We start from the raw sequence: 26,389 nt of genomic DNA, 5'->3' as shown, positions 1-26,389 counted from the left end.
CTCACGGGCGTAGGCGCAGGCCGCGCGGCGTCGGATGGAAGCCCGCGGCCTCCAGGGCGGCGCCGAGTTCCGAGGTCAGGGCCGGCTCTCCGTTGGCCCTCTCGACCGTGACGCTGCCGAGCGCGCCGTCCCGTACCGCCCTGGCCAGGGCCTCGGCGGCGAGCGAGCGGGTGGCCGGCTCCGCGGGCCAGGCCAGCAGGGACTTCCCGCCCCGCTCCACGTACAGCGCCAGCTCGCCGTCCACCAGGACGACCAGTGCACCCGCCTTGCGGCCGGGCCGGTGGGCGGTCGTGGCGGTGGCGCCCTCGGGACCGGTCGGCGGCTCGGGCCAGGGCAGGGCGGCTCCGTACACGTTGGCCGGGTCGGCGGCGGCCAGCACCAGCGGCTGAGGGGGTTCGGCGCCGGTGCTCCCGGGCCACTCGGTGCCCCGGGAGCGTTCCAGGCGCGTGCTGACGGCGCGCAGGCGGTCGGCCGCGCCCTCCATGGCGAACTGCGCTCCGCCGAGCCCCTCCACGAAGTAGCCCCGGCGGGCCCGCCCCCGCTCCTCCATGGCCGCGAGCACCCGGTAGACCCCCGCGAAGCCGCCCGGCACCCGCTCGGCGGCCACCGTGCCACGGGTCAGCAGGCCGTGCCGGTCGAGCAGGCTCTGGGCGCGTGCGGTGGCCCGGACGGTCGGGTCGGCGGCGAAGTCCGGCAGTAGGGACCACCGGCCGGCCACCGTCGGCGGACCGCTCCGGCCGGCGCCCGCAGCCGACCGGCCCAGGGACCGCCCCGCGCCGCCGTACCGGCCGCGCGGAGCGGAGCGGGGCGACCGGTGGGCCGTCGCGCCCGCCGTCCGGCCGGAGCCCAGCAGGGCGCGCAGCGGGGCGAGGGTGTCGTTGGTGACGTACCCGGCCCAGAGCAGGTCCCAGAGGGCCGCCACGATGTCCGGGTCGGCCGGCGGATCCCCGGCCTGCTCACCCGCCGCCCCGACCCGTTCGGCCAGTTGCCGGAAGAACAGGCCGTAGCCGCCCGCCAGGGCCTCCAGCAGGGCGCTGTGGACGGGCGTGAGGGAGAGCGGGACGGGCTCCGGACGCAGCAGGTGGGAGCTCTCCGCGAGGTGCAGGCCGACCCAGCCGTCCTTGCCCGGCAGTGCGCCCGCCCCGGACCAGCTGACCTCGCCGGCCGCCGTCAGCTCGTCCAGCATGGCCGGGTGGTAGTCGCTCAGCCGGGCCGGGAGGACGAGCTTCTCCAGCGCGGAGGCGGGCAGTGCGGTGCCCTGGAGCTGCTCGACCACCCGGACCAGCCCGTCGATACCGCGCAGCCGGTGCCCGGCCAGGTGCTGCCACTGCGGCAGGAAGGCGGCCAGCGCGCCGGGCGGCACCGCCTCGACCTCCTGGCGCAGGGCGGCCAGCGAACGGCGCCGCAGCCGCCGCAGGACCTCCGCGTCGCACCACTCGACGGTGGCGGTGTGCCCCTCGACCGGCCGGAACTCGCCCTGGACCAGCCGCCCGGAGGCGGTCAGCCGCTGCAGGGCCCCGGTGACCACCGCCGCGCCCAGGCCGAAGCGCTCGGCCGCCTCGGCGGCCGTGAACGGACCGTGGGTGCGGGCGTAGCGGGCCAGCAGATCGCCCAGCGGATCCTTGACCGGCTCGGTGAACGCCTCCGGAACGCCCACGGGCAGCGGAGTGCCGAGGGCGTCGCGCAGCCGGCCGGCGTCCTCGATCGCCGACCAGCGCTCCCGGCCGCCGACCCGCACCCGGATCGCTCTGCGGGACGCCTCCAGTTCGAGGGCCCAGAGCGGCTCGGCGCCCCTGGCCGTCAGCTCGGCCTCGTCGAGCGGGCCCAGCAGGCGCAGCGCGTCGGCGACCCCCTCGACGTCCTTGATCCGCCGCTCGGGGGTGAGCCGCTGGAGTTCGGCCTCCAGCTCGGCGAGCACCGCCGGGTCGAGCAGCTCGCGCAGCTCGGCCTGGCCGAGCAGCTCGGAGAGCAGCCGGGAGTCGAGGGAGAGCGCGGCCGCTCGGCGCTCGGCCAGCGGTGAATCGCCCTCGTACAGGAACTGCGCGACGTAGCCGAAGAGCAGGGAGCGGGCGAAGGGCGAGGGTTCGGGGGTGGTGACCTCGACCAGGCGGACGGCGCGGGACTCCAGATCGCCCATCAGCTCGACCAGGCCGGGCACGTCGAAGACGTCCTGCAGGCACTCCCGGACGGCCTCCAGGACGATCGGGAAGGAGCCGTACTCGGAGGCGACCTCCAGCAGCTGGGAGGCCCGCTGGCGCTGCTGCCAGAGCGGGGTGCGCCGGCCGGGGCTGCGCCGGGGAAGCAGCAGCGCGCGCCCGGCGCACTCGCGGAACCGGGAGGCGAACAGCGCGGAGCCGCCGACCTGGTCGGTGACGAGCTGCTCGATCTCGGCCGGGTCGAACAGGGCGGCGTCCGCCCCCACCGGGGCCTGGTCGGGCGGACCGGCCGCCGGAGAGGCGAAGTCGAAGTCCACGGAGAGCAGGTCGGCGTCCGGCAGGCGCAGCACGATGCCGTCGTCGGCGTGCATCACCTGCGGGTCCAGGCCGTGCTTCTCCCGCAGGCGGGCGGCCAGCGCCAGCGCCCAGGGGGCGTGCACCTGGGCGCCGAAGGGGGAGTGGATGACGATCCGCCAGTCGCCCAGCTCGTCGCGGAAGCGTTCGACCACGATGGTGCGGTCGTCGGGCAGGTGGCCGCAGGCGGTGCGCTGCTCGGCGAGGTAGTCCAGCAGGTTGCCGCAGGCCCAGTCGTCCAGGCCCGCGGCGCGCAGCCGCTCGCCGGCCTGCTCCGGGGTGAGCGAACCCAGCTCGCGGACGAAGGCGCCGAGCGCCCGGCCCAGCTCCAGCGGGCGGCCGAGGGTGTCGCCCTTCCAGAACGGCAGCCGGCCCGGAACGCCGGGCGCCGGGGTGACCAGCACCCTGTCGTGGGTGATCTCCTCGATCCGCCAGGAGGTGGTGCCCAGGGTGAAGACGTCGCCGACCCGGGACTCGTAGACCATCTCCTCGTCCAGCTCGCCCACCCGCCCGCCGCCCTTCTTGGGGTCGGTCCCGGCGATGAAGACGCCGAACAGGCCCCGGTCGGGGATGGTCCCCCCGGAGGTGACGGCGAGCCGCTGGGCCCCGGGGCGGCCGGCGACGGTGCCGGCGACGCGGTCCCAGACCAGGCGCGGACGCAGCTCGGCGAAGGCGTCGGAGGGGTAGCGGCCGGCCAGCATGTCCAACACCGCGTCGAAGGCGGACTGCGGCAGGGTGGCGAACGGCGCCGCGCGGCGGACCAGGGCGAGCAGGTCGTCGACCGGCCAGGTGTCCAGGGCGGTGATCGCGACCAGCTGCTGGGCGAGGACGTCCAGCGGGTTGCGCGGGATCCGCAGCGCCTCGATCAGCCCGGCCCGCATCCGCTCGGTGACCACGGCGGACTGCACCAGGTCCCCCCGGTACTTGGGGAAGAAGACGCCGGTGGAGACCGCGCCGACCTGGTGGCCCGCCCGGCCGACCCGTTGCAGGCCGGAGGCGACCGAGGGCGGCGACTCGACCTGGACGACCAGCTCGACGGCGCCCATGTCGATGCCCAGCTCCAGGCTGGAGGTGGCGACCACGGCGGGCAGCCGGCCCGCCTTCAGCTCCTCCTCGACCAGCGCGCGCTGCTCCTTGGAGACCGAGCCGTGGTGCGCGCGGGCGAGCACGGGCGGCGCGCCCCTGGCGACGCCGGACTCGGCCATCAGCTGGGCCGGGGCGTGCGACTCGGGCAGCGGGGTGCCGGTGGCGCGCTCCAGGGCGATCTCGTTCAGCCGGTTGCAGAGCCGCTCGGCGAGCCGGCGGGAGTTGGCGAAGACGATCGTCGAGCGGTGCGCCTGGACCAGGTCGACGATCCGCTCCTCGACGTGCGGCCAGACGGAGGCGCCGCCGTCCTGACGGCCGGCGGGCGCGCCCGGACCGTCGTCGGAGCCGGCCGGGCCGGCCGGCGCGGCCGGCAGGTCGGCCAGGTCGGCGACCGGGACGACGACGGAGAGGTCGAACCGCTTGGCGGAGGGCGGCTGGACGATCGTGGCGCCGCGCCGCGGGCTGAGGTAGCGGGCGACCTCCTCGACCGGCCGGACGGTGGCGGAGAGGCCGATCCGGCGGGCGGGCCGCTCCAGCAGCTCGTCCAGCCTCTCCAGGCTCAGCGCCAGGTGGGCGCCGCGCTTGGTGCCGGCGACGGCGTGCACCTCGTCGAGGATCACGGTGTCGATCCCGCGCAGTGCCTCCCGGGCGGCCGAGGTGAGGAGCAGGAAGAGCGACTCGGGGGTGGTGATCAGGATGTCCGGCGGGTGGGTCGCGAAGCGCCGGCGGTCGGCGGCCGGGGTGTCGCCCGAGCGGATGCCGACCTGGACCTCCGGCTCGGGCAGCCCGAGCCGGACGGACGCCTGGCGCAGCCCGGCGAGCGGCGCACGCAGGTTGCGCTCGACGTCGACCGCGAGCGCCTTGAGCGGGGAGATGTACAGGACCCGGCAGCGGCGTCGGGGGTCGGCGGGCGGCGGGGTGCTGCTCAGGTGGTCGAGGGCGGAGAGGAAGGCCGCGAGCGTCTTGCCCGAGCCGGTGGGGGCCACCACCAGGACGTCGGCCTCCTGCCGGAGCGCCCGCCAGGCCTCGGTCTGGGCGTCGGTCGGGGCGGTGAAGGCGCCCGTGAACCAGGCCCGGGTGGCCGGGGCGAAGCCGGCCAGCGGGTCGGCGGGGGCCGTCGGCGGCGGGTCGGCGGGCGGTTGGGCGGGAGTACGGGGCGCCATGCCCCCATGGTGCCGTGTGCCGCTGACAGCGGTCGGCTCCGAGGGCCGTGCGGCGGGTGGTGGTTGGCGGGTGGCGGCTGTGCGGTGGGTGGTGGTTGGCGGGTGGCGGCTGTGCGGCTGGTGTGCGGCGGCGGGTGTGCGCGGGGGACCGGCCAGGGCGCCCGAGCACCGGCCGCCGGCCTCCGGTGCTCCGGGCGGGTCGTCTGCCGTCTGCCGTAGCCGAAAAGGACAAAACGGATAATACGCTTCTATGGTGAGGATTCAGACCCATGATCCGGGCGGGGCCGAGGAGCGGAGACCGGCGCGATGGAGCAGGTCCACCTGGCCGAGAGCGGCGCCGCGAGGTCGTGCCGGATGCCACTGCGGGTGCTGCTCGCGATGCTGCTGACCGCGCTGGTGCTGGCCGGCGCCGTCCCCTACGTGGCCGGACCGGGCCGCTCCTACCTCAGCTACCTGGTGCTCGCCGACCACCCCGACGCCACGGGTGCGGCGCTGGCCCACGACGAGGCGCGTGCCGCCGGCGCCGACGTCGTCCAGGACTACCCGCAGATCGGCGCCGTCCTCGCGTACGCGAGCACCGGGTTCGCCGAGAAGGTGCGGGCCCGCCCCGGGATCGCCGCGGTCGGGGCCACCAGGACGGCGCCCGTGCCGAGCCCGCCCCGCCCGCTCGGCGGCGCGGGGGACTTCCGCGCCGGGGCGGCCCTCGCCGCCGGGGCGGACGCGGTGGAGCCCGACAGCCCGGGCGGCTCGGGGGAGAGCGGCGACGACACCACCGCGACGGTGCCCGATCCCGGTGAGCAGGACAGTTGGAACATCGCGATGGTCGGTGCCGGCGCCCACCCGGGCACGGACACCTCCTCGGCCCTGCTGCGCACGCCGGCGGCCGACCCGGGCGTGCCCTCCCCCGACTCGCTGCGCAAGGTGATGGTCGCGGTGCTCGACTCCGGGGTCGACGACACCCACCCCGACCTGCGTGCCGCGGTCGACCCGAAGAGCTCCGCCTCCTGCGCGGACGGACGCCCGGACGCCCGCTCCGGCGCCTGGCGACCGGATCCCGGTGTCACCGAGAGCGGCCACGGCACCCACGTGGCCGGGATCGTCGGCGCGGCCCGTGACGGCCACGGGGTGATGGGGGTCGCCCCGGGCGTGCGGATCGGGGCGGTCCGGCTGCTCGGGCCGCTCGGCCAGTACTACCCCGAGAACATCGTCTGCGGCATGCTCTGGGCCGCCGACCACGGCGCGAAGGCGATCAACAACAGCTACTTCGCCGACCCGTGGAAGTACAACTGCCCCGAGGAGCCGGATCAGGCCGCCGTGGTCACGGCGGTCGCCAGGGCGGTGGACTACGCCCGGGGCAAGGGTGCGGTGGTGGTCGCCTCCGCCGGCAACGACGGGCAGGACCTGGGCGGTGCCCGCACCGACGAGCGCAGCCCCAACGACCGGGTCTCCGGGCCCGCGCTGAGCCGCAACCTCGGAGTCGAGTGCGTCCGGCTGCCGGGCGAACTGCCCGGGGTGGTGACGGTGACCGCCGTCAACCGCGACGGCCGGCCGTCCGCGTACACCAATTACGGGCGCGGGCGGGTCTCGCTGGCGGCGCCCGGCGGCGACCCCGACGCCGGCGTCCAGGGCGCGGTGGTCTCCGACTGGCCGGACGGGCAGTACACCGCGCTGGCCGGCACCTCGATGGCGGCCGCGCACGTGACCGGTGCGGTGGCCGTCGCCGCCGCCCTGCACCCGGACTACGACTCCGACCGGCTGAGCGCCCTGCTCGCCCGGACGGCGGCCGACGCCTGCCCGCGCGTCGCCCAGGGCTGCGGTGACCGGCAGTACTACGGCGCCGGGATCGTCACCCTGCCGCACTGACCCGCCCCCGCCGTCCCGCACTGATCTGCCCCCGCCGTCCGGCACTGGACCGCCCCCGCCGTCCGGCGCGGAGGACGGCCCTGCTCCGCGCGGTCCCCGGGCCGCAGCCGGGCCGCAGTCGTGCCGTCCGTCGGCCGGTCCGTCCGGTCGCCCGCGGCTTACCTCGGCCGAAAACCCGGTGACACCCGCCCCCGGTCCGGCGAGCATCGCGGGTATGACGGTACTGCTGACCACGGAGCGGCTGGTGCTGCGCCGCTTCACCCCCCAGGACGTGGACCACCTGGTCGAGCTGGATAGCGATCCCCGGGTCATGCGCCACCTCACCGGCGGGCGGGCGACCCCTCGCGAGGAGGTCGCGAACGAGCTGCTGCCCCGCCTGCTGGGCCACTACGAGCGGTACGCGGACCGTCCGGGCCTCGGCCTCTGGGCGGCCGAGGAGCGGGCGGCCGGCGGGCGGTTCGTCGGCTGGTTCGAGTTCTGCCCCACCGACCCGGAGCGGCCCACGGCGGAGGTCGAACTCGGCTACCGGCTGCGCCGGGCCGCCTGGGGCCGGGGCCTGGCGACGGAGGGATCGCTCGCCCTGATCCGGCTGGGGTTCGCCGACCTGGGCGTGCGACGCGTGATCGCTCGGACGATGGCGGTCAACGCGGGCTCCCGCCGGGTGATGGAGAAGGCCGGCCTCCGGTACGTCCGCACCTTCCGGCAGGAGTGGCCGGAGCGGATCGCGGGGGACGAGCACGGCGACGTCGAGTACGCCCTGGAGCGCGACGGGGCGGCGCCCGCGCCCGGCCCTCGGACCGGTGCCGGCCGGGGCCCCGGATCAGGCCCCGGATCAGGTCCCGGATCAGATCCCGGCCGAGCGCCCGGCCGAGGGCCGGTCCGTTCGGGTTCGGGATAATGGGCGCATGAGGCTGACGGAGTTCTGGCGACGGATGTACGAGCACTTCGGTGAGGTGTACGCGGAGTCCTTCGCGTCCGACCATCTGATGAGCGAGCTCGGCGGCCGGACGGTCAGGGAGGCGCTGGCGGCCGGCTGGGAGGCCAAGGACGTCTGGCGGGTGGTCTGCGACACCCAGGGCGTGTCGACCCTGCTGCGCTGAGCGCGGAGCTCCGCGGCCGCGCCGCGCCGGGGGTCGGCGGCGGGCGTCGGCGGCGGGCGACCCACCGGGCCGGGGCAGCACTCGGGGCCGGATCCATGGGTGAGACTGTGCGGGTGGTAAGTAGCCCAGAAACCCAGAAACCGGACACACCGCCCACCTCTCCCACGCCGCCCGCATCGTCCGTACCACCCCCGGCGGCCGAGACCGCCGGGCCACGCCCCGTCCGGCCCGAGGGTCTGCGCCCCGCGGGCGGGTGGGGCGGCGCGATGCCCCGCTGGCTGCCGCGCGCGATGCTGCTGGCGCTGGTGCTGGTCGGGCTCTTCAAGCTGGCCGACTGGGCCTTCCACCAGCTGATCGACCTGTTCGTGATGCTGATCGTCTCGTTCTTCCTGTCGCTGGCGCTGGAGCCGGCCGTGGACCGGATGGCCGCCCGCGGGATGCGGCGCGGCCTGGGCACGTTCCTGGTCTTCGTCACGGTGGCGCTGGCCATCGTGGGATTCCTGGCCGCACTCGGCACCCTGCTGGTGGACCAGGTGGCGAAGATCGCCGGAGACCTGCCGCACCTGGTGGACGGCCTGATCCACTGGGTCAACCGGACCTTCCACCAGGACCTCTCGCTGGACGAGCTGCGCCGGCGGCTGCTGAAGGACTCGGGAAGCATCGAGACCTACGCCCAACAGGCGGCCGACAACGTCTGGGGGGTGTCGAGCACCCTGATCGGCGGGCTCTTCCAGGCCTTCACCGTGGGCCTCTTCACCTTCTACTTCACCGCCGACGGGCCCCGCGTACGCCGCACGGTCTGCTCGCTGCTGCCGCCCGCCATGCAGGGCGAGGTGCTGCGGGCCTGGGAGATCGCGCTGGCCAAGACCGGCGGCTACCTCTACTCGCGGGCACTGCTGGCGGTGGTCTCGGCGGCCGCGCACTGGATCATGTTCGCCGCGCTGGACCTGCCGTACTCCGCGGCGCTCGCGGTCTGGGTCGGGGTGATGTCGCAGTTCGTCCCGACCATCGGCACCTACCTGGCGGGCGCCCTCCCGGTGCTGGTCGCGCTGACCGTGCAGCCGGTGGACGCGCTCTGGGTCCTGGCCTTCGTCGTCGTGTACCAGCAGATCGAGAACTACCTGCTGCATCCGCGGATCACGGCCAGGACGGTGGACGTGCACCCCGCGGTCGCGTTCGGCTCGGTGATCGCCGGCGCCGCGCTGCTCGGTGCGGTCGGCGCCCTGATCGCCATCCCGGCGGCGGCCACGCTGCAGGGCTTCGTCGGCACGTACGTGCGCCGCTACGAGGTGGCGACCGACCCGCGGATCGACCGTGGTGAGCAGCGCCGGGAGGCGCGCAGGGAGCGCAGGCGGCAGACGGCACGCCGGTTGCGGTCCATGGTCGGCGCCGGCCCCGACCGGGAGGAGTAGGCAGGTGGGGCGGGGGACGGCCGGACGGGCCGGGGCGGCTCCTTGCTTTTCGATGTGAATCGAACATATGTTCTTTGTACTCTCCGGCGGTGAGTTCTCCACAGGCGGAGCCCGGTCGGGGCCGATTGTCAGTGGGACGCGCTAGCGTCGAGGACGATGAAGCGCACAGGACAGAACCCGAGGGTGGAAGCCATGGCAGGCACGGATCGCGAGAAGGCTCTTGAGAACGCCCTCGCCCAGATTGAGCGGCAGTTCGGCAAGGGATCGGTGATGCGCCTCGGCGACCAGTCCCGGGCCCCGATCGACGTCATCCCGACCGGATCCACGGCGCTGGACGTCGCGCTCGGCGTCGGCGGCCTCCCGCGCGGCCGGGTGATCGAGATCTACGGTCCGGAGTCCTCCGGCAAGACGACGCTGACCCTGCACGCCGCGGCCAGCGCCCAGAAGCTCGGCGGTACGGTCGCCTTCGTCGACGCGGAGCACGCCCTCGACCCGGAGTACGCCCGCAAGCTCGGGGTCGACACCGACTCCCTGCTGGTCAGCCAGCCGGACACCGGTGAGCAGGCGCTGGAGATCACGGACATGCTGATCCGCTCCGGCGCGGTCGACCTGATCATCATCGACTCGGTCGCGGCCCTCGTGCCGCGCGCCGAGATCGAGGGTGAGATGGGCGACTCGCACGTCGGTCTGCAGGCCCGCCTGATGAGCCAGGCGCTGCGGAAGATCGCCGGTGCGCTGAACCAGTCGAACACCACGGCGATCTTCATCAACCAGCTCCGCGAGAAGATCGGCGTCATGTTCGGCTCGCCCGAGACCACCACCGGTGGCCGCGCGCTGAAGTTCTACGCCTCCGTGCGTCTGGACATCCGCCGGATCGAGACGCTGAAGGACGGCACCGAGGCGGTCGGCAACCGCACCCGCGTCAAGGTGGTCAAGAACAAGGTCGCCGCGCCGTTCAAGCAGGCCGAGTTCGACATCCTCTACGGCCACGGCATCAGCTGGGAGGGCGGCCTGATCGACATGGGTGTCGAGAACGGCTTCATCCGCAAGGCCGGCGCCTGGTACACGTACGAGGGCGACCAGCTCGGCCAGGGCAAGGAGAACGCCCGCAACTTCCTGCGGGACAACCCCCAGCTCGCCGAGGAGATCGAGCGGAAGATCAAGGAGAAGCTGGGCATCGGCCCGAAGTCGGAGACCCCGGCGGCCGAGGCGGGCACCCCGGCCACTCCGGCCGCCGCGGGTGACGTGGCCGAGGGCGGCGCGAAGCCGATCACCGCGACCGCCGCCAAGACGGCTGCGGCGAAGAAGACGGCGGCGGCGGCGGCCAAGGCCTGAGCCGTTGATGCGCGACGACGAGGAACACCAGCCCCGTCCCGGGTCCGGCCGTACGGCGCCGGACCCGGGGGAGGGGCTGTTCGGCAGGGGGGTGCCGGGCGAGTCCGGCACCGGCGACGGTCCGGGGCTGCTCCTGACGCCCGCCTCCGAGCTGCCGGCAGGGCGGCGCCGACGGCGCTCCGCGCTGGCGGCGGAGTCCGATCCGGAGCCCGCGTTCGATCCGGATCCCGAGTCCGAGTCCGAGTCCGAGCCCGGCCCCGCGCCGGACCGGGTGGGGAGCGCCCGGGCGGAGCGCCGGGAGAACGCGGGCGGCGGGGCCCGCCGCGGCGGCGTCGAGCGGGGGCGGTCGGGTCGACGGCCAGGTGGCGACGGTCCGGCGCGCGGTGCGCGCGCCGAGGAGCCCGCCGATCCGGAGTCCCGGGCCCGGGACATCTGCCTGCGGTTGCTCACCGGTACGGCCAAGACCCGCAAGCAGCTCGCGGACGCGCTGCGCCGCCGGGAGATCCCGGACGACGTGGCCGAGCAGGTGCTGGACCGGCTGGAGGAGGTCCGGCTGATCGACGACGCGGCCTTCGCCGACGCCTGGGTCGAGTCACGGCACGCCGGCCGGGGGCTGGCCCGTCGCGCGCTGGCCCAGGAGCTGCGCACCCGGGGGGTGGCCGGCGAGCTGGTCGAGCAGGCGGTCGGCCGGCTCGGCTCCGAGGAGGAGGGCGAGGCGGCGCGCGCCCTGGTGGACCGCAAACTGCGCGCGACGCGCGGACTGGAGCGGCAGGCCAGGATGCGCAGGCTGGTCGGCATGCTCGCCCGGCGTGGCTACTCGGAGGGGCTGGCCTTCCGGGTCGTCCGGGAGGCCCTCGGCGAGGAGGACGACCCGCTGACCGGCGAGGACGACGCGGACTTCCGGTGATGTCGCGTCAGGGGGATACGAAGTCAACTCTCGATCGCATCTTGACCGTTTCGTAACCTGCGCTTAGCCTCGCAAGCAGTGAGGGAGCACTTCGATCACGTGTCGGGCAGGTATGCCCCGACGCGGTCGGAGTCGGGTCCGTGCGGCTTGCTCCATTGCCGAATTGCCCCGCAGTCGAGGCTGAGAGAGCCACGCCGGCCGGCGTCACCGGCCCCGGCAGGCCCCTCACCGCCGCGACAGCAGAGCGCGCAGGGACACCGGGCGCGCAGGGGACGGGGAGTGGGCTGGATGAAGATCGCGGTGGGTGCCGGATCGGTCGGCTCGCTGCTGGTGGCGGGCGTACTGGTCGTCGTCCTGGGGCTGACCTGGCTGATGATCCGCCGGTTGCAGGCCGCCCAGCGCAGAGCGGCGCGGGAGGGCGCCCAGGCCCGGGAGTGGGCCGAGACACGGACCGCCCAGCTGCGTGGTGAGCTGGACCGGCGGGAGGAGCGGCTCGCCGAGGAACTCGGCCGCCTGCGTACCCGGGAGGCGGAGCTCGGCCGGCAGGCCGCCGATCTGGAGCGCGACCGCGGCGCGGCACGGGAGCTGGAGGCCGGCCGCCGCGCCGCGCTGGAGCGGGTCGCCGGGCTGAGCGCGGAGCGGGCCAGGGCCGAGCTGGTGGCGGAGGCGGAGACGGAGGCCCGGCGCGAGGCCGCGGTCTCGGTCCGGGAGATCGAGCGGACCGCGAAGGCGGAGGCCGACGGGCGGGCCCGGGAGATCATCGCCGGTGCCATCCAGCGGCTGGCCAGCGAGCAGACCGCGGAGACGGTGGTGTCGGTGTTCCGCCTGCCGGGGGAGGACATGAAGGGCCGGATCATCGGCCGGGAGGGCCGCAACATCCGGGCCTTCGAGGCCGTCACCGGGGTCAACCTGATCGTCGACGACACCCCCGAGTCGGTCCAGCTGTCCTGCTTCGACCCGGTGCGCCGGGAGACCGCGCGACTGACCCTGGAGACCCTGGTCGCGGACGGCCGGATCCACCCGCTGCGGATCGAGGAGGTGCACGAGCGCAGCCGGGCGGAGGTCGAGCGGCTGTGCGTCCGGGCGGGCGAGGACGCCCTGCTGGCCGCGCGGGTCGGCGAGATGGCCCCGCAGCTCGTCCGGCTGCTGGGCACCCTGCGCTACCGCACCTCCTACGGACAGAACGTGCTCGGGCACCTGGTGGAGTCGGCGCACATCGGCGGGATGATGGCGTCCGAGCTGGGCGTGGACGCCACCCTGGTGCGCCGGGCCACTCTGCTGCACGACATCGGCAAGGCCCTGACCCACGAGGTCGAGGGCAGTCACGCGGCGATCGGCGCGGAGCTGGCCCGGCGGCACGGGGAGCCGGCGGAGGTCGTCCACGCGATCGAGGCGCACCACGGCGAGGTGGACCCCCGGACGGTGGAGGCCGTCCTGACGCAGGCCGCCGACGCCTGCTCGGGCGGCCGACCCGGCGCGCGGCGGGAGTCGCTGGAGACGTACGTCCGGCGGCTGGAGCGCCTTGAGGAGATCGCGGGCGCCCACGACGGGGTGTCGAAGGTGTTCGCGATGCAGGCGGGGCGGGAGGTACGGGTGATGGTGCAGCCGGACGTGGTCGACGACGTCCGGGCGCAGGTCATCGCCCGGGAGGTCGCCAAGCGGGTGGCGCAGGAGCTCACCTATCCGGGTCAGATCAGGATCACGGTGGTGCGGGAGAGCCGGGTCACGGCGGTCGCCCGGTAGCGACCGGGTGACCCGACCGGGTGACCGCCCCCTCGGCCACCGGGCGCCCGGCGCGCCGTCAGGCGGCCGGTTCGGGCGTTCCCGCGAGCGGGGCCGGCCCGCCCCGGGCGCCGTCGGCGAGGGCCTGGAGATCCTCGGCGCGGCACCCCTGGGTGGACCCGACCAGGTGCCCGTCGGGGCGGATCAGCAGCACGGTGTGCGGGGCGGCGCCGGGGTAGTCCTCGGTGACCAGGACCTCGGCGGGCACCGGCAGGGCGGCGGCGACCTCGGCGAGTCTGGGCATCAGCCCGGCGCCCAGCCAGTGCTGGGCCGACCAGACGGCGGTGCCGGGGGCGACCAGCAGCAGCAGGAAGGTCGCCCCGAGTCGGGCGTGCAGCTGGTCGGCGGCTCCGTCCATGGCCAGGACGGGCAGGTCGGGCACCAGCACCCCGGGCGAGGTCGCGGGCAGCAGCTCGGTCAGTGAGGTGCCCCGGCCGGCCCCCCGCTGGACCGGGACCCTGGTGGGGACGCCGGAGGGCGCGGCCGGATAGGCCGGGGCGCCGCCGAAGCGGCCGGTTCCGAGCTGGCCGTCCGCGAGCAGCGGGGCGTGCTTGCGGAACGAGCCGGTGAGCAGCGAGCGGCGGGTGTGCTGCCAGCCGCGCAGCGGGCGCAGCAGCGGCATGGTCTGGTCGACGGCGCGCAGCCGGGCGCCGACCGCGCCGCGGCGCTCGGACTCGTAGCCGTCGAGCAGGGAGCCGGCGGGGGAGTCGGCGTCCTGCCGGCCGCCGGAGTGCAGGTGCCAGGCGAGTGCGAGCCGCCAGGCGAGGTTGTCGGCGTCGCGCAGCCCGTCGGCGAGGTTCTGCATGCCCAGCGCGCCGTGCAGATGGGCGGCGTCGCCGGCCAGGAAGCAGCGGCCGTTGCGGAACCGGGCGGCCAGCCGCTGCTGGGCGGTGTGGTCGGCGGCGGCCAGCAGGTCGTAGCGGGGGAGCTCGCCGCACCAGCCGGTGAGGGTGGACCTCACCCGGGTCAGCAGGGTGTCCCCGGTGACGATGCCGGGCCAGGTGGCGTGCGGGTCGACCGGCTCGGTCGGGGCGGGCCGACCGGGGGGAAGCCGCCAGTCGAGGCGCCAGAGGCCGTCCGGGAGCGGGCGGGCGGAGGCCTCCCGGTCGCCGCGCCACGGTGGCTCGCGGTGCAGCCTGGCCTCGCCGGGGAAGGGCAGGTCGACGCGGACGGTGGCGACGGCGTGCCGGTCGACCGCCGGCCGGCCGGGAAAGCGGATCTTCAGCAGCTTGCGGACGGCCGAGCGGGCGCCGTCGCAGCCGACCACGTGGCTGCCGCGCCACCAGGTCTCGGTGCCGTCCTGCGGGTTGCGGGTGCGGACGCTGACGCCGTCGCGGTCCTGTTCGAGTTCGACCACCCGGCTGAGCGGGGCGAGCCGGACGAGAGGGGTCGCGGTGAGCGCGTCCCGCAGGCCGCGCTGGAGCCGGTGCTGGGGCAGGTGCAGGGCGGGCGTACCGGCGAGGTCGACCCGCAGGACCTCCTGGCGGCGGCGCCAGATGGTGAAGCTGTCCCAGCGGGCGGCGTCGGAGGCGGCCCGGGTGTATCCGAGGCGGGCCAGGAGGGCCGTGCCGTCCCGTCCGAGCACGACGCTGCGCGGCCCTTCGGCGCACAGGCCGCTGCCCTCGTCCAGGACGATGCTCGGCACCTCCTGCCGGGCGAGGGCGAGGGCCAGGGCCAGGCCGACCGGCCCGGCCCCGACCACGATCACCGGATCCACGGGGTGACCTCCCGCCCGGCCGGGCGGCGGCAGGCCGACGCTCGGGTGGAGGGGGCGTCATATGCCGCGAGGATGGTCCCGGGTGGTGTCACGAAGAGCAATGCAACAGATCACCTGCGTGTCCGTCAAGCAGCGGCCGGTGTGCGCCGGTTCGCGCCGCGACGTCCGCGCGCCTCGATCCAGCGGGCGAGCGCGGTCAGCAGCAGGCACATCAGGATGTAGATCGGTGCCATCACCAGGACCACCGGGATGTACGGGAAGCCCGCCGAGTTGAGCGGCTGGGCGGCGATCTGCTTGCCGACGTACAGCAGCTCGCCGTAGGTGATGACGTAGCCGAGCGAGGTGTCCTTGAGGGTCACCACCATCTGGCCGATCATCGCCGGGAGCATCGAGCGGACCGCCTGCGGCACCAGGATGCTCGTCATGACCTGGCTCTTGCGCATACCGAGGGCGAAGGCGGCCTCGCTCTGGCCGCGTGGCAGCGCGTTCACGCCCGAGCGGATGATCTCGGCCTGGACGGAGCCGTTGTAGAGGGTGAGCCCGAGCACCAGCGCCCACATCGGGTTCTTGGCGAAGAACGCGTAGTACAGCGCGACGATCAGGATCAGCAGCGGCATCGCCCGGAAGAACTGGACGAACGCGGTGGCGGCCCAGCGCAGCGGCCGGTGGTCGGAGAGGCGGCCGGCCGCGAGCAGCGCCCCGAGCGTGAGCGAGAACAGCGCGGCCAGGCCGAAGGCCTTGAGCGTGCTCAGGACGCCGTCGAGGATCCGCTGCTGGATGGCGGTGTACTGGAAGAGGTCCCACAGGCCGCCGTCGAACTGGCCGTTGCTCGCCAGGCTGTCGTAGGCGTACCAGAGCAGCGCGGCGATGCCGAGCAGCGAGAGCACGCCGAACACCCGGTAGCGGATCCGGGCGCGCGGCCCCGGGGCGTCGTAGAGGACGCTCGCCGAGCCGGAACGGGTGAAGAGGCTGCTCATCGGGCCACCGCCGTCAGTTTCTCCAGGAAGCGGAACAGCAGGTTCACGGCCGCGCTGATCACCAGGTAGGCCAGGGCCACCCAGAAGAAGATCGCGAAGATCGAGTAGCCCTGCTCGGAGAGGGTCTGCTGTACGTGGTAGAGCTCGTCGACGCTGAAGGCGCCGGCGATCGCCGAGTTCCTCGGCAGCGCGATGAACACGCTGCTCAGCGGCGGGAGTACGGTCCGCGCGGCCTGCGGCAGCACCACCAGGCCCAGAGTTTGACCGAAAGTCATCCCCAGGCTGCGGGCCGCCTCGGCCTGGCCGAGCGGGACGGTGTTGATGCCGGAGCGCAGCACCTCGCAGACGAAGCTCGCGGTGTAGAAGCCGAGCGCGAGCACGGCGAAGGTGAAGTGGCTGAAATGCACGTCGAGGGCCGGCAGGCCGAACTCGACGGCGAAGAACAGCAGGGTGAGCGGGGTGTTCCGGAAGATCGTCACCCAGCCGGTGCCGAAGGCGCGCAGCGCCGGTATCGGGGAGACCCGGAAGGCCGCCAGCAGGGTGCCCAGCAGCATGGCGAGCACGGCGCTGATCGCGCTCAGCTCGATCGTCTGCAGGAAACCGTCGCGGAACAGCGCGAAGTTGCCGTTTTCGAACATGATGCCCATCCGGCGGCCCTCCTCTCGTTCTTGGGAACCTGGTCCTACGGGGTGGTCAGGTGCGGATCAGGTGCGGATCAGTAGCGGACCAGCGGCGGGATCGCGGGCGTGGGGGAGCCGGACAGGCCGAGGGTGGCGTCGTACGCCTTCTTCCAGTCCCCGTTGTCCTGGTGGGCCTTGAGCGCGTCGCTGATCGCGTCCCGCAGCGCCTTGTCGTCCTTGTTCAGGCCGACGCCGTAGTTCTCCGTGGTGAACGGCTTGCCGACGACCTTGAGCTTGCCGGCGTACTTGGACGCGAAGCCCTTGAGGATCGCGTCGTCGGTGGTGACGGCGTCGACCTCGCCGGAGAGCAGCTTCTCCACGCACGCCGAGTAGCCGTCGTACTGGGTGATCTTCGGGCCGTACTTCTCGATGTTCTTGATCGAGGTGGAGCCGGTCGCGGTGCAGACGTTCTTGTCCTTGGTGGACTCCGGGCCGGTGATGGAGGTGTTGTCCTTGGCCACCAGCAGGTCCTGGCCGGCGATGTAGTACGGCCCGGCGAAGGAGACCTGCTTCTTGCGCTCGTCGTTGATGCTGTAGGTGCCGACGTAGTAGTCGATCTGGCCGTTCGCGATGGCCGGCTCGCGCTGCGAGGAGACCAGCGTCTGCCACTGGATCTGGTCGGGCGAGAAGCCGAGGTCGGCGGCGACCATCTTGGCGACCTCGATGTCGAAGCCGTTGCGGGTGTTGGTGGTGAGGTCCTCGAAGCCGAGGAAGGGCTGGTCGGCCTTGGCGCCGATGATCAGCTTGCCGCGCTTCTTGGCCTCGGCGAAGGTCTTCGAGCCGTCCAGCTTGACGTCCGACTTCACCTGGTACGTCGGCAGCTGCGGGGCGCCGGCGGTGGCGGCGCTGTCGCTCGGTGAGCCGCTCTTGCCGCAGGCGGCGGTGGTGGCGGTGAGTGCGACGGCACAGAGCGCGGCGGCGATGATGCGACGAGTCCTCATGAGGGTCGTTCTCCTCTGGGCAGGGCCACGGCTCAACCGGGCGCTGGGATCGTGAAGTTCCGTACGGAGGCGGGCGGGAACGGCATCGGGCCGTCCACCCCCGGCACACCGATACTGGAGCAGGTGCGCGGTCAGTGGTGCAGGATCTTGGAAAGGAAGTCCTTCGCGCGGTCGCTGCGCGGGGCGGTGAAGAAGGCCTCGGGGCTGCTCTCCTCGACGATCCGGCCGTCGGCCATGAACAGCACGCGGTTGGCGGCGGACCGCGCGAAACCCATCTCATGGGTGACCACGACCATCGTCATGCCGTCGGCGGCGAGCCGCCGCATGACCTCCAGCACCTCGTTGATCATCTCGGGGTCGAGGGCCGAGGTGGGCTCGTCGAAGAGCATGACCTTGGGGTTCATCGCGAGGGCGCGGGCGATAGCCACGCGCTGCTGCTGGCCGCCGGAGAGCTGCGCCGGGTACTTGTCGGCCTGCGCGCCCACCCCGACCCGGTCCAGCAGGGTCCGGGCGGTGGCGACGGCCTCGTCCCGGGGCAGCCGGCGCACCTTGACCTGGCCGAGCACCACGTTCTCCAGCACCGTCTTGTGCGCGAAGAGATTGAAGCTCTGGAACACCATCCCGACGTCCGCGCGCAGCCGGGCCAGCTCCTTGCCCTCGGCGGGCAGCGGGCGGCCGTCGATCGTGATCGAGCCGGAGTCCACCGTCTCCAGACGGTTGATGGTGCGGCAGAGCGTGGACTTGCCCGAGCCGGAGGGCCCGATCAGGACCACCACCTCGCCCTGGGCGATCTCCAGGTTGATGTCTTGGAGCACGTGCAGGGCGCCGAAGTGCTTGTTGACCCCGTCCAGCACCACCAGCGGGCCGGCGGCGGCGATCGAGTCGGTGCCGGTGCTCTCGGTCATCGCGCCTTGCTCCCTCGTGTCGGCCCGGAGCGAAGCGCCCCGGGCGGCAGTGCCGGTGATGCGGTGTCTGCTGACGCGCCGTCCGGTCGGCCGACGTGCGGCCGACCGTCACGACGCGTCACCCGGTCGCCGTGGTGCCGGGGGCCGGAAGCCGGCGGAGCTCGCAGCCCCCGGTGGGGCGACCCTAGGAGCGGTGACGATGCCACGTCAGCCGATCTGAGCGGAACTTGAGGATCACGATCCGGCCACATCAACGGCACACCGCCCGGCCGGGTCCGCCGCGGGCCGGGCACGACGGGTGACCGCGCGGCCGCGGTCCGCCCCCGGCGGCAGGCGGCCTGGACCGAGCCCGGTCCGCCGCGGTACCTGCCCGGTGGCCCAGCGTGACCGAGCCTGGCGCCCGGCGGGCCCGCTGGCCCATACTGCCCAGGACACCGGGCGGGACCGCGGAGGGCGCCCGGGACCGGGTCCGCCCGGGCGGACCTGCGGGAAGGAGGCGACATGAGACTGCTCCTCGTCGAGGACGACGAGCGCGTGGCCGCGGCACTGGTCGCGGTCCTGAGCCGGCACGGCTTCCAGGTTAGGCACGCCCGCAGCGGCCACGAGGCGCTGGACGCGCTGGTGCCCGACGGCAACGAGCCCTATCGGGTCGTGCTCCTGGACCTCGGGCTGCCCGACCGCGACGGCTTCGAGGTGTGCAGCCGGATCAGAGCCGGCAGCGGCGTCCCCGTGATCATGGTGACCGCGCGCGCCGACATCCGCTCCCGGATCCACGGGCTCAACCTCGGCGCCGACGACTACGTCACCAAGCCGTACGACATGGGCGAGCTGCTCGCCCGCATCCACGCGGTGGCCCGGCGCGGCGCCGCTCCGGCCGCTCCGGCCGCCGCCACCGACGACACCGCGCCCGCTCCCGGCGGGCCGCTGGAGTCGCGCGGCATCCGGATCGACCGCGAACGCCGCCGGGTCAGCGTGGACGGCCGGGACGTACCGCTCACCCGCAAGGAGTTCGACCTGCTGGCCCTGCTCGCGCAGAGCCCGGGCGTGGTCTACCGACGCGAGCAGATCTTCAGCGAGGTCTGGCGCAGCGGCTGGGAGGGCAACGGCCGCACGCTGGAGGTGCACATCGGTTCGCTGCGCACCAAGCTCGCGCTGCCCGGCCTGGTCGAGGCCGTCCGGGGGGTGGGGTACCGGCTGATCCCGGAGTCCCCCGACGCGCCGCAGGCCGCCGACGCACCCGCCGGGTCCGTCGACGCCGGCGCGCCCGCCGACGCCCCCTCGAAGGCCGAGCAGGGGCCCGCCCAGCCGGACGACCTGCCCCTGACGACCGGCCCGGAGCACTGACGGCTCGTGCGCACCCGCCTCCTGGGCATCCTGCTCTCCCTGATGGCCTGCGTGCTGGCCGCCCTCGGGCTGCCGCTGGCCGGCGCCGTCGCGGCGGCCGAGCAGAGCAAGGTGGTGGTCGACCGGCTGGACGACGCCGCCCGCTTCGCCCAGGACCTGCCCGACTCGGCGCCGTCCGCCGCAGTGGCGCAGAACGGCGCGGCCGCGACGGACGGCGCCACGAGCGCGCAGGCCCTGCCCGACAACAGCCGCCGCAACGCGCTGCGCACCGAGGTCGCCCGCTACCACGAGCTGTACGGCGCGTGGATCGGCCTCTTCGCCCGGGACGGCAGTCCGATCGCCGTCGCACCCGCCGACTGGCACGTCCCCGCCACCGGCTGGGACGACCAGGCGTTCCACGAGGCGCTGGACGGGCGCCGCAGCCACAACCCGCCCCAGGTCTGGCCGTGGACCCCGGACCGCACACTCGCGGTCGCCGCGCCGGTGGTCCGGGACGGCGACGTGGTCGCGGTGGTGCTCATCGAGTCCCCCACCGGTCCGCTGCGGGAGCGGATGATGCGCGGCTGGTTCGTCATCGCGGGGGGCGAGGCGGTCGCGATGATCGTCGCCGTCCTGCTGGCGATCCGGCTCACCGAGTGGGTGCTGCGCCCGGTGCGCACCCTGGACCGGGCGACCCACGACATCGCCACCGGCCGGATGAACGCCCGGGTCGCGCCCGGTGGCGGACCGCCCGAGCTGCAGCGCCTGGCCGGCTCGTTCAACGAGATGGCCGACCACGTGGTGCTCGCGCTGGACCAGCAGAAGGCCTTCGTGGCGGACGCCTCGCACCAGCTGCGCAACCCGCTGGCGGCCCTGATGCTGCGGGTCGAGCTGCTCGGCCTCGAACTGCCGGACGGGCGGGAGGAGGAGCTGGGCGCGGTCCGCGAGGAGGGCGTCCGGCTCGCCCGGGTGCTGGACGACCTGCTGGGGCTGGCCACCGCCGAGCACGCCCGCCCCGAGCCCGAGCCGACCGACCTGGCCGCGCTGGGACTGGCCCGGATCGACGCCTGGCGCCCGGTCGCCGAGCAGCGCGGCGTCGAGCTCGCCTGGGACGGGCCGCCGCTGGCCCTGGGCATGGCCGATCCGATCGGGTTCGGGAGCGCGCTGGACGCGGTGCTGGACAACGCGCTGAAGTTCTCCCCGCCCGGCGGCCGGGTGCGGGTGCTGGTCGCCGTGCGCCGCAAGGAGGTCGCGGTCACCGTCTCCGACGCGGGGCCCGGCCTCACCGAGGAGGAACTGGCCCGGGTCGGTGACCGGTTCTGGCGCAGTCCGCGCCACCAGAACGTGGACGGCTCGGGGCTCGGGCTGTCGATCGCCCGGACACTGCTGCTGGCGGGCGGCGGCGAGCTCTCGTTCGACCCGGTCGAGCCGAGCGGGCTGGCCGTGACGCTGGCCGTGCCGCTCAGCGGACGGCGCGCCCGCTGATCCGCCCGCCGATCCGGCCGGGCCGGCAGCCGGGCCGCCGGGCCGACGCCCGGGGCGGGCGTCCCAGGCGGGGCGGCGGCGGTGGGAAGGTCAGGGTTTGACCGAGCGGTAGTAGCGCTTGGCGCCCTCGTGGAGCGGGAGCGGGTCGGTGTACACGGCGGTCCGCAGGTCCACCAGCTGGGCGGCGTGCACCTCGGCGCCGATCCGGTCCCGGCTGTCGATCACCGCGCGGGTCATGCCCTGCACCAGATCGGTGTCCACGTCGGCCCGGGTGACCAGCAGGTTCGGCACCGCGACCGTGGCCACCGGCTCGGTCGGCGTCCCCGGGTAGGTGTTCACGGGAATGGTCGCCGCCCGGTAGGCGTCGGTGCCGTCGCCGCTCATCCGGTGCAGGCCGTCCACCAGGTCGCCGAGCGGCACGATCTTGATCGGGAAGCGCTGGGAGAGGTCGGTCAGCGCGGTGGTGGGCAGCCCCCCGGACCAGAAGAACGCGTCGAGGTTGCCCGCCCGCAGCTGGTCGGCGGCGTCGCCGACCCCCAGCATCGACGGTCTCACGTCGTGGTCCGGGTCGAGTCCGGCCGAGGCCAGCAGCCGCCTGGTCACCAGGTTCACCCCGGACAGCGACTGGCCGACGCCGACCCGCAGCCCCTTGAGGTCGGCCGTGCGCCTGACCGGGGAGCCGGCCGGCACGACCAGCTGGAAGTAGTCGTCGTAGAGCCGGGCGATCGCGCGCAGCCGGTCCTTGCCCGGACCGTCGTACCCGGCGACGGAGTCGGCGGTCGCTATCGCGAAGTCGTCGCTGCCGGAGGTGACCCGCTCCAGGTTGTCGATGGAGCCCTGCGAGTTGTCCAGGCGCAGCCGCACACCGGGCATCGCCCGGGGGACCTCCTTCTGCAGCAGCTGGCCGTACCGGTCGTAGACCCCGCTCCGGACACCGGTCGCGAAGCCCGTCGCCCCCCTGGGATAGCCGGCGGCGCCGGCCGAGGACATCCACCAGCCGCCCAGCGCGCCCGTCACCAGCACCATCGCCAGGACGGCGCGCCAGAGCCGGCTGCGGGCCGCCGCACGGGCGGCCCGGCCGAGACGGGCGCTGGGGGAGGGGGCCATGGGGGGATACTGCCAGCCCGGAGAGGAGAACGGGAGGGGAAGCCCCGGGAACGGGCCGAGTTGTGATGCCCCCGCCCGGGCGCCCGGGACCGGCCCGGGAGAGGCCGGGCGCCGTGCCCTTACCCTGGTCTGTGTGAGCGGTGACAGCGGATCGAAGAGCTACAAGGTCGTCACGTACGGCTGCCAGATGAACGTCCACGACTCCGAGCGCCTGTCCGGGCTGCTGGAGGACGCGGGATACGTCAAGGCCACCCCGGCGGAGAGTGATCCCGACCTGGTGGTCTTCAACACCTGCGCGGTGCGCGAGAACGCCGACAACAAGCTGTACGGCAACCTCGGCCAGCTGGCGCCCGCGAAGACCCGCCACAAGGGCATGCAGATCGCGGTCGGCGGCTGTCTCGCGCAGAAGGACCGCGACACCATCGTGCGCAAGGCGCCCTGGGTCGACGTGGTCTTCGGCACCCACAACATCGGCCACCTGCCCGCGCTGCTGGAGCGGGCCCGGGTCGAGCAGCAGGCCCAGGTGGAGATCCTGGAGTCGCTGGAGACCTTCCCCTCCACCCTGCCGACCCGGCGCGAGTCCGCGTACGCCGCGTGGGTCGCCATCTCGGTGGGCTGCAACAACACCTGCACCTTCTGCATCGTCCCCGCGCTGCGCGGCAAGGAGGAGGACCGCCGCCCCGGCGACGTCCTCGCCGAGATCGAGGCGCTGGTGGACGAGGGCGTCATCGAGGTCACCCTGCTCGGCCAGAACGTCAACGCCTACGGCTCCGACCTCGGCGACCGTGAGGCCTTCTCCAAGCTGCTGCGGGCCGCCGGCCGGATCGAGGGCCTGGAGCGGATCCGCTTCACCTCGCCGCACCCCCGTGACTTCACCGACGACGTGATCGCCGCGATGGCCGAGACCCCGAACGTGATGCACCAGCTGCACATGCCGCTGCAGTCCGGTTCGGACACCGTGCTGAAGGCGATGCGCCGCTCGTACCGCCAGGATCGGTTCCTCGGGATCATCCACAAGGTGCGCGAGGCGATGCCGGACGCCGCCATCTCCACCGACATCATCGTGGGGTTCCCCGGCGAGACCGAGGAGGACTTCGAGCAGACCCTGCACGTCGTCCGCGAGGCCCGGTTCGCCAACGCCTTCACCTTCCAGTACTCCAAGCGCCCCGGGACCCCGGCCGCCGAGATGGCGGACCAGATCCCGAAGGCCGTGGTGCAGGAGCGCTACAACCGGCTGATCGCCCTCCAGGAGGAGATCTCCTGGGGCGAGAACAAGAAGCAGGTCGGCCGCACCCTGGAGGTGCTGGTGGCCGAGGGCGAGGGGAAGAAGGACGACCGCACCGACCGGCTCTCCGGCCGGGCGCCCGACAACCGCCTGGTGCACTTCACCCGGCCCGCCGGTCCGGTCCGGCCGGGCGACGTGGTCACGGTCGAGATCACCTACGCCGCGCCGCACCACCTGCTCGCCGAGGGCCCGACCACCGCGGTCCGCCGCACCCGGGCGGGCGACGCCTGGGAGAAGCGGCAGGCCGCACCGGCCGCCAGGCCGGCCGGCGTCATGCTGGGCCTGCCCGGCATCGGGGCGCCCGCGCCGGCCCCGGCCGCCCCGGCGGGCGCCTGCTGCGGCGACTGACGGCGACCTGCCGGCACGACGGCGCGGGGCCCGGAGAGGAGCGCCTCTCCGGGCCCCGCGCCGTTGCCGCGGGGCGGGCGCGGGGCCCGAGTCGCCCCGGTGCGGCCGGCCGCCCCGATAGAGTGATCGACATGCTCGTAGCCGCCGCCGTCTGCCCCTGCCCGCCCCTGCTCGTGCCCGAGGTCGCCGCCGGGGCGGCCGCCGAGCTGGAGCCGCTGCGCGCGGCCTGCGCCGAGGCGGTCGCCGCCCTGCTGGCGGCCGGTCCCGAGCTGATCGTCGTGGTGGGGACCGGACCGGAGGCCGAGGTCTGGACCGAGGGCGGCGTCGGGTCGCTGCACCGCTACGGGGTCGGGCGGGTCGTCCGGCTGCCCTCGGGAGGCGTCGACGGGCCGGAGCTGGCGCCGGCCCTCACGATCGGGGCCTGGCTGCTGGAGCAGGCGGGCGCGGCCGTGCCGACGCACGCCTGCGCGGTGCCCGCCGACTCACCCGCCGCCCGGATGGCCGGGCTCGGGGAGGGCCTGGCCGGCCTCGCCGACCGGGTCGGCCTGCTGGTGATGGGCGACGGCAGCGCCCGTCGTTCGCTGAAGGCACCCGGCTATCTGGACGGGCGCGCCGAGGAGTACGACGGCGCCGTCGCGCGGGCGCTGGGCTCCGCCGACCTCGCGGCGCTGGCCGGGCTGGACGCCGGGCTGGCGGCCGAGCTGCTGGCCGAGGGCCGGGCGCCCTGGCAGGTGCTCGCCGGCGCGGCCGAGGGAACCGGGCTCACCGCCCGCCTGACCTACCAGGACGCCCCGTACGGAGTCGGGTACTTCGTCGCCTCCTGGGGCTGAGCCCACCGGCTCGGTGGCCGGGCCCCCGGGCGAAGGACCTCGGGCGTCGCCCCGCTCCCGGGCGCTCAGACGGAAGGACCGGTGCCGGTGTCGGTACCGGCGCCGCCGGCCGGGTCCGCGGGCTTGTGGGCGAAGTCCTCCACCGCGCCCTTGGCCCTGGTGGCGCCGTGCTCGATCTTCCCGCTGTACTTGCCCTTGGTGGCCTTGTCGATGGCTCCGCCGGCCTTGTCCACCACGTGGTCGATCTGCTCGTTGTGCTTGCCCGCCAGCTCGCTCGCCTTCTCCTTGAGCTCCTCGGCCTTGCCCTTGAGGTTGTCCATCATGCCCATGGTGACGTCTCCCGTCGTCGCGTCCGGCCGCCCGGACCCGCGGGGCGGCTCATCCTTCGCTGTTCTCAACGCTGGTCCACGCCGAGTCGTTCTCCACCGCCCGCGGTCACCCGCCAACAGGTGGACCGGCTGATACCAGTCATATCGTCCCGTAGTGGGGCATCGGCGGACGCGACCCGACCGGCGCGGCGCCGGGTTTGCGAGACTTGGCCCGTGAGCAGCTCTTCCTCCACCCCGCCCCGTGTCGTCTCCGTGGTCGGCGCGACCGCCGCCGGCAAGTCCGACCTCGCCGTCGCACTCGCCCGCAGTCTCGACGGCGAAGTGATCAACACCGACTCGATGCAGCTCTACCGCGGCATGGACATCGGCACCGCCAAGCTCACGGTCGAGGAGCGCGGCGGCGTCCCGCACCACCTCCTCGACGTCTGGGACGTCACCGAGGCCGCCAGCGTCGCCGAGTACCAGCGCCTGGCCCGCGCCGAGATCGACCGGCTGCTCGCCGCCGGCCGCACCCCCGTCCTGGTCGGCGGCTCCGGGCTGTACGTCCGGGCGGCGATCGACGAGATGGAGTTCCCCGGCACCGACCCGGCGGTCCGCGCCCGGCTGGAGAGCGAGCTGGAGGAGCTGGGTTCGGGCGCCATGCACCGGCGGCTGGCCGGCCTCGACCCGGCCGCGGCCGAGGCGATCCTGCCCGGCAACGGCCGCCGGATCGTGCGCGCGCTGGAGGTCATCGAGATCACCGGTCTGCCGTTCACCGCCAACCTGCCGGGCAACACCGCCGTGTACGACGCCGTGCAGATCGGCGTCGCGCTGCCCCGGCCCGAGCTGGACGAGCGGATCACCCTGCGGGTCGACCGGATGTGGGGGGCGGGTCTGCTGGAGGAGGTCCGCGAACTGGAGAAACTCGGTCTGCGCGCGGGCCTGACGGCCTCCCGCGCGCTCGGCTACCAGCAGGTGCTGGACCACTTCGCCGGCGAGTGCACCGAGGACGAGGCCAAAGCGGAGACCGTCCGCGCGACCAAGCGCTTCGCCCGCCGCCAGGAGTCCTGGTTCCGCCGCGACGATCGCATCCACTGGCTGGCCCGCCCGGCGGGCGCGGACCCGGCGGAGCTGCTCCAGCGCTCGCTGGAACTGATCGGCCATCAGCCCGGAGGGCGGGTCTGAGCCGCACAGCGGCGGGATCCGGCCAACAGGTGGTGCAGCTGCGCACGCAGCTTCCCGTGCAGGACGAACCAGCGGTTACAGCCGGATCACGTCATGGCCACGGATCACCCGAAGACCCCTTGGGACGGGCCGTCGGCCAC

Annotated in this window: 20 protein-coding genes; 12 read left to right on the top strand and 8 right to left on the bottom strand. The window is 74.3% G+C overall.

What is annotated here, in order from left to right; all coding sequences use genetic code 11:
* Position 1 precedes the first annotated feature (1 nt).
* Positions 2-4,759: an ATP-dependent helicase gene (locus tag OG823_RS11190; protein WP_371479325.1), complete on the bottom strand. Its 4,758-nt coding sequence runs from the start codon at positions 4,757-4,759 to the stop codon at positions 2-4.
* 306 nt (positions 4,760-5,065) lie between these two features.
* Between OG823_RS11190 and OG823_RS11185 the strand changes: the two genes are divergently transcribed.
* From OG823_RS11185 to rny, 7 genes are all read left to right on the top strand, one after another.
* A complete protein-coding gene (locus tag OG823_RS11185; RefSeq protein ID WP_371479324.1) occupies positions 5,066-6,622 on the top strand; it encodes a S8 family serine peptidase in 1,557 nt (518 codons plus the stop codon).
* Between the two features lie 214 nt (positions 6,623-6,836).
* A complete protein-coding gene (locus OG823_RS11180) occupies positions 6,837-7,520 on the top strand; it encodes a GNAT family N-acetyltransferase (RefSeq protein ID WP_371479323.1) in 684 nt (227 codons plus the stop codon).
* Positions 7,521-7,527: 7 nt separating this feature from the next.
* Positions 7,528-7,722: a DUF3046 domain-containing protein gene (locus OG823_RS11175; protein WP_371479322.1), complete on the top strand. Its 195-nt coding sequence runs from the start codon at positions 7,528-7,530 to the stop codon at positions 7,720-7,722.
* 266 nt (positions 7,723-7,988) lie between these two features.
* A complete protein-coding gene (locus OG823_RS11170) occupies positions 7,989-9,134 on the top strand; it encodes an AI-2E family transporter (protein WP_371479321.1) in 1,146 nt (381 codons plus the stop codon).
* A gap of 192 nt (positions 9,135-9,326) precedes the next feature.
* On the top strand, positions 9,327-10,469 hold the full coding sequence (gene recA / locus OG823_RS11165) for a recombinase RecA (protein ID WP_371479320.1): 1,143 nt from the start codon (positions 9,327-9,329) through the stop codon (positions 10,467-10,469).
* A gap of 7 nt (positions 10,470-10,476) precedes the next feature.
* Positions 10,477-11,376, top strand: a complete 900-nt coding sequence (recX, locus tag OG823_RS11160; RefSeq protein ID WP_371479319.1) for a recombination regulator RecX — start codon at positions 10,477-10,479, stop codon at positions 11,374-11,376.
* Positions 11,377-11,664: 288 nt separating this feature from the next.
* Complete coding sequence (gene rny, locus OG823_RS11155; protein ID WP_371479318.1) at positions 11,665-13,119, top strand: ribonuclease Y; 1,455 nt, start codon at positions 11,665-11,667, stop codon at positions 13,117-13,119.
* Between the two features lie 58 nt (positions 13,120-13,177).
* Here rny and OG823_RS11150 read toward each other — a convergent pair whose 3' ends face one another.
* The 5 genes from OG823_RS11150 to OG823_RS11130 all read right to left on the bottom strand — a co-directional run bounded on the left by OG823_RS11150 (position 13,178) and on the right by OG823_RS11130 (position 18,378).
* Positions 13,178-14,875: an FAD-dependent monooxygenase gene (locus OG823_RS11150; protein WP_371479317.1), complete on the bottom strand. Its 1,698-nt coding sequence runs from the start codon at positions 14,873-14,875 to the stop codon at positions 13,178-13,180.
* Between the two features lie 125 nt (positions 14,876-15,000).
* Positions 15,001-15,852, bottom strand: coding sequence for an amino acid ABC transporter permease (locus OG823_RS11145; protein WP_371479316.1), 852 nt, complete (start codon positions 15,850-15,852; stop codon positions 15,001-15,003).
* Complete coding sequence (locus OG823_RS11140; protein WP_371479315.1) at positions 15,849-16,499, bottom strand: amino acid ABC transporter permease; 651 nt, start codon at positions 16,497-16,499, stop codon at positions 15,849-15,851. The genes OG823_RS11145 and OG823_RS11140 overlap by 4 nt, the downstream gene beginning before the upstream one ends.
* Positions 16,500-16,567: 68 nt before the next feature.
* Positions 16,568-17,473 (bottom strand): glutamate ABC transporter substrate-binding protein, encoded by a 906-nt coding sequence (locus OG823_RS11135; protein WP_371479314.1) that lies wholly within the window; start codon positions 17,471-17,473, stop codon positions 16,568-16,570.
* Between the two features lie 131 nt (positions 17,474-17,604).
* Positions 17,605-18,378 carry an amino acid ABC transporter ATP-binding protein gene (locus OG823_RS11130; RefSeq protein ID WP_371479313.1) on the bottom strand — a complete coding sequence of 258 codons (774 nt, stop codon included), beginning with the start codon at positions 18,376-18,378 and terminating at the stop codon, positions 17,605-17,607.
* Between the two features lie 501 nt (positions 18,379-18,879).
* Between OG823_RS11130 and OG823_RS11125 the strand changes: the two genes are divergently transcribed.
* Both OG823_RS11125 and OG823_RS11120 read left to right on the top strand, forming a co-directional pair.
* The gene (locus tag OG823_RS11125; RefSeq protein ID WP_371479312.1) at positions 18,880-19,722 is read left to right on the top strand and encodes a response regulator transcription factor; all 843 of its coding nucleotides are present in this window, start codon (positions 18,880-18,882) and stop codon (positions 19,720-19,722) included.
* A gap of 6 nt (positions 19,723-19,728) precedes the next feature.
* Positions 19,729-21,186: a sensor histidine kinase gene (locus tag OG823_RS11120; protein ID WP_371479311.1), complete on the top strand. Its 1,458-nt coding sequence runs from the start codon at positions 19,729-19,731 to the stop codon at positions 21,184-21,186.
* 90 nt (positions 21,187-21,276) lie between these two features.
* Here the strand turns inward: OG823_RS11120 and OG823_RS11115 are convergent, their stop codons facing one another.
* Positions 21,277-22,293 carry a TAXI family TRAP transporter solute-binding subunit gene (locus OG823_RS11115; RefSeq protein ID WP_371479310.1) on the bottom strand — a complete coding sequence of 339 codons (1,017 nt, stop codon included), beginning with the start codon at positions 22,291-22,293 and terminating at the stop codon, positions 21,277-21,279.
* A 133-nt stretch (positions 22,294-22,426) separates the two neighbouring features.
* On the opposite strand from OG823_RS11115, the gene miaB reads away from it, so the two are divergent.
* Together miaB and OG823_RS11105 are read left to right on the top strand one after the other, a co-directional pair.
* On the top strand, positions 22,427-23,926 hold the full coding sequence (gene miaB / locus OG823_RS11110; protein WP_371479309.1) for a tRNA (N6-isopentenyl adenosine(37)-C2)-methylthiotransferase MiaB: 1,500 nt from the start codon (positions 22,427-22,429) through the stop codon (positions 23,924-23,926).
* A 131-nt stretch (positions 23,927-24,057) separates the two neighbouring features.
* Entirely contained in the window at positions 24,058-24,756 is a 699-nt protein-coding gene (locus tag OG823_RS11105) for a class III extradiol dioxygenase subunit B-like domain-containing protein (RefSeq protein WP_371479308.1), read from the top strand.
* A 65-nt stretch (positions 24,757-24,821) separates the two neighbouring features.
* Here OG823_RS11105 and OG823_RS11100 read toward each other — a convergent pair whose 3' ends face one another.
* Positions 24,822-25,085, bottom strand: a complete 264-nt coding sequence (locus tag OG823_RS11100) for an antitoxin (protein ID WP_371479307.1) — start codon at positions 25,083-25,085, stop codon at positions 24,822-24,824.
* A 213-nt stretch (positions 25,086-25,298) separates the two neighbouring features.
* On the opposite strand from OG823_RS11100, the gene miaA reads away from it, so the two are divergent.
* Positions 25,299-26,249 carry a tRNA (adenosine(37)-N6)-dimethylallyltransferase MiaA gene (miaA, locus tag OG823_RS11095; protein WP_371479306.1) on the top strand — a complete coding sequence of 317 codons (951 nt, stop codon included), beginning with the start codon at positions 25,299-25,301 and terminating at the stop codon, positions 26,247-26,249.
* Positions 26,250-26,389 lie beyond the last annotated feature (140 nt).

Source organism: Kitasatospora sp. NBC_00315 (genome assembly GCF_041435095.1).
Classification (GTDB): Bacteria; Actinomycetota; Actinomycetes; order Streptomycetales; family Streptomycetaceae; genus Kitasatospora.
Note: the sequence above shows the minus strand (reverse complement) of the source record. Positions and strands in the feature narration are given on the sequence as shown.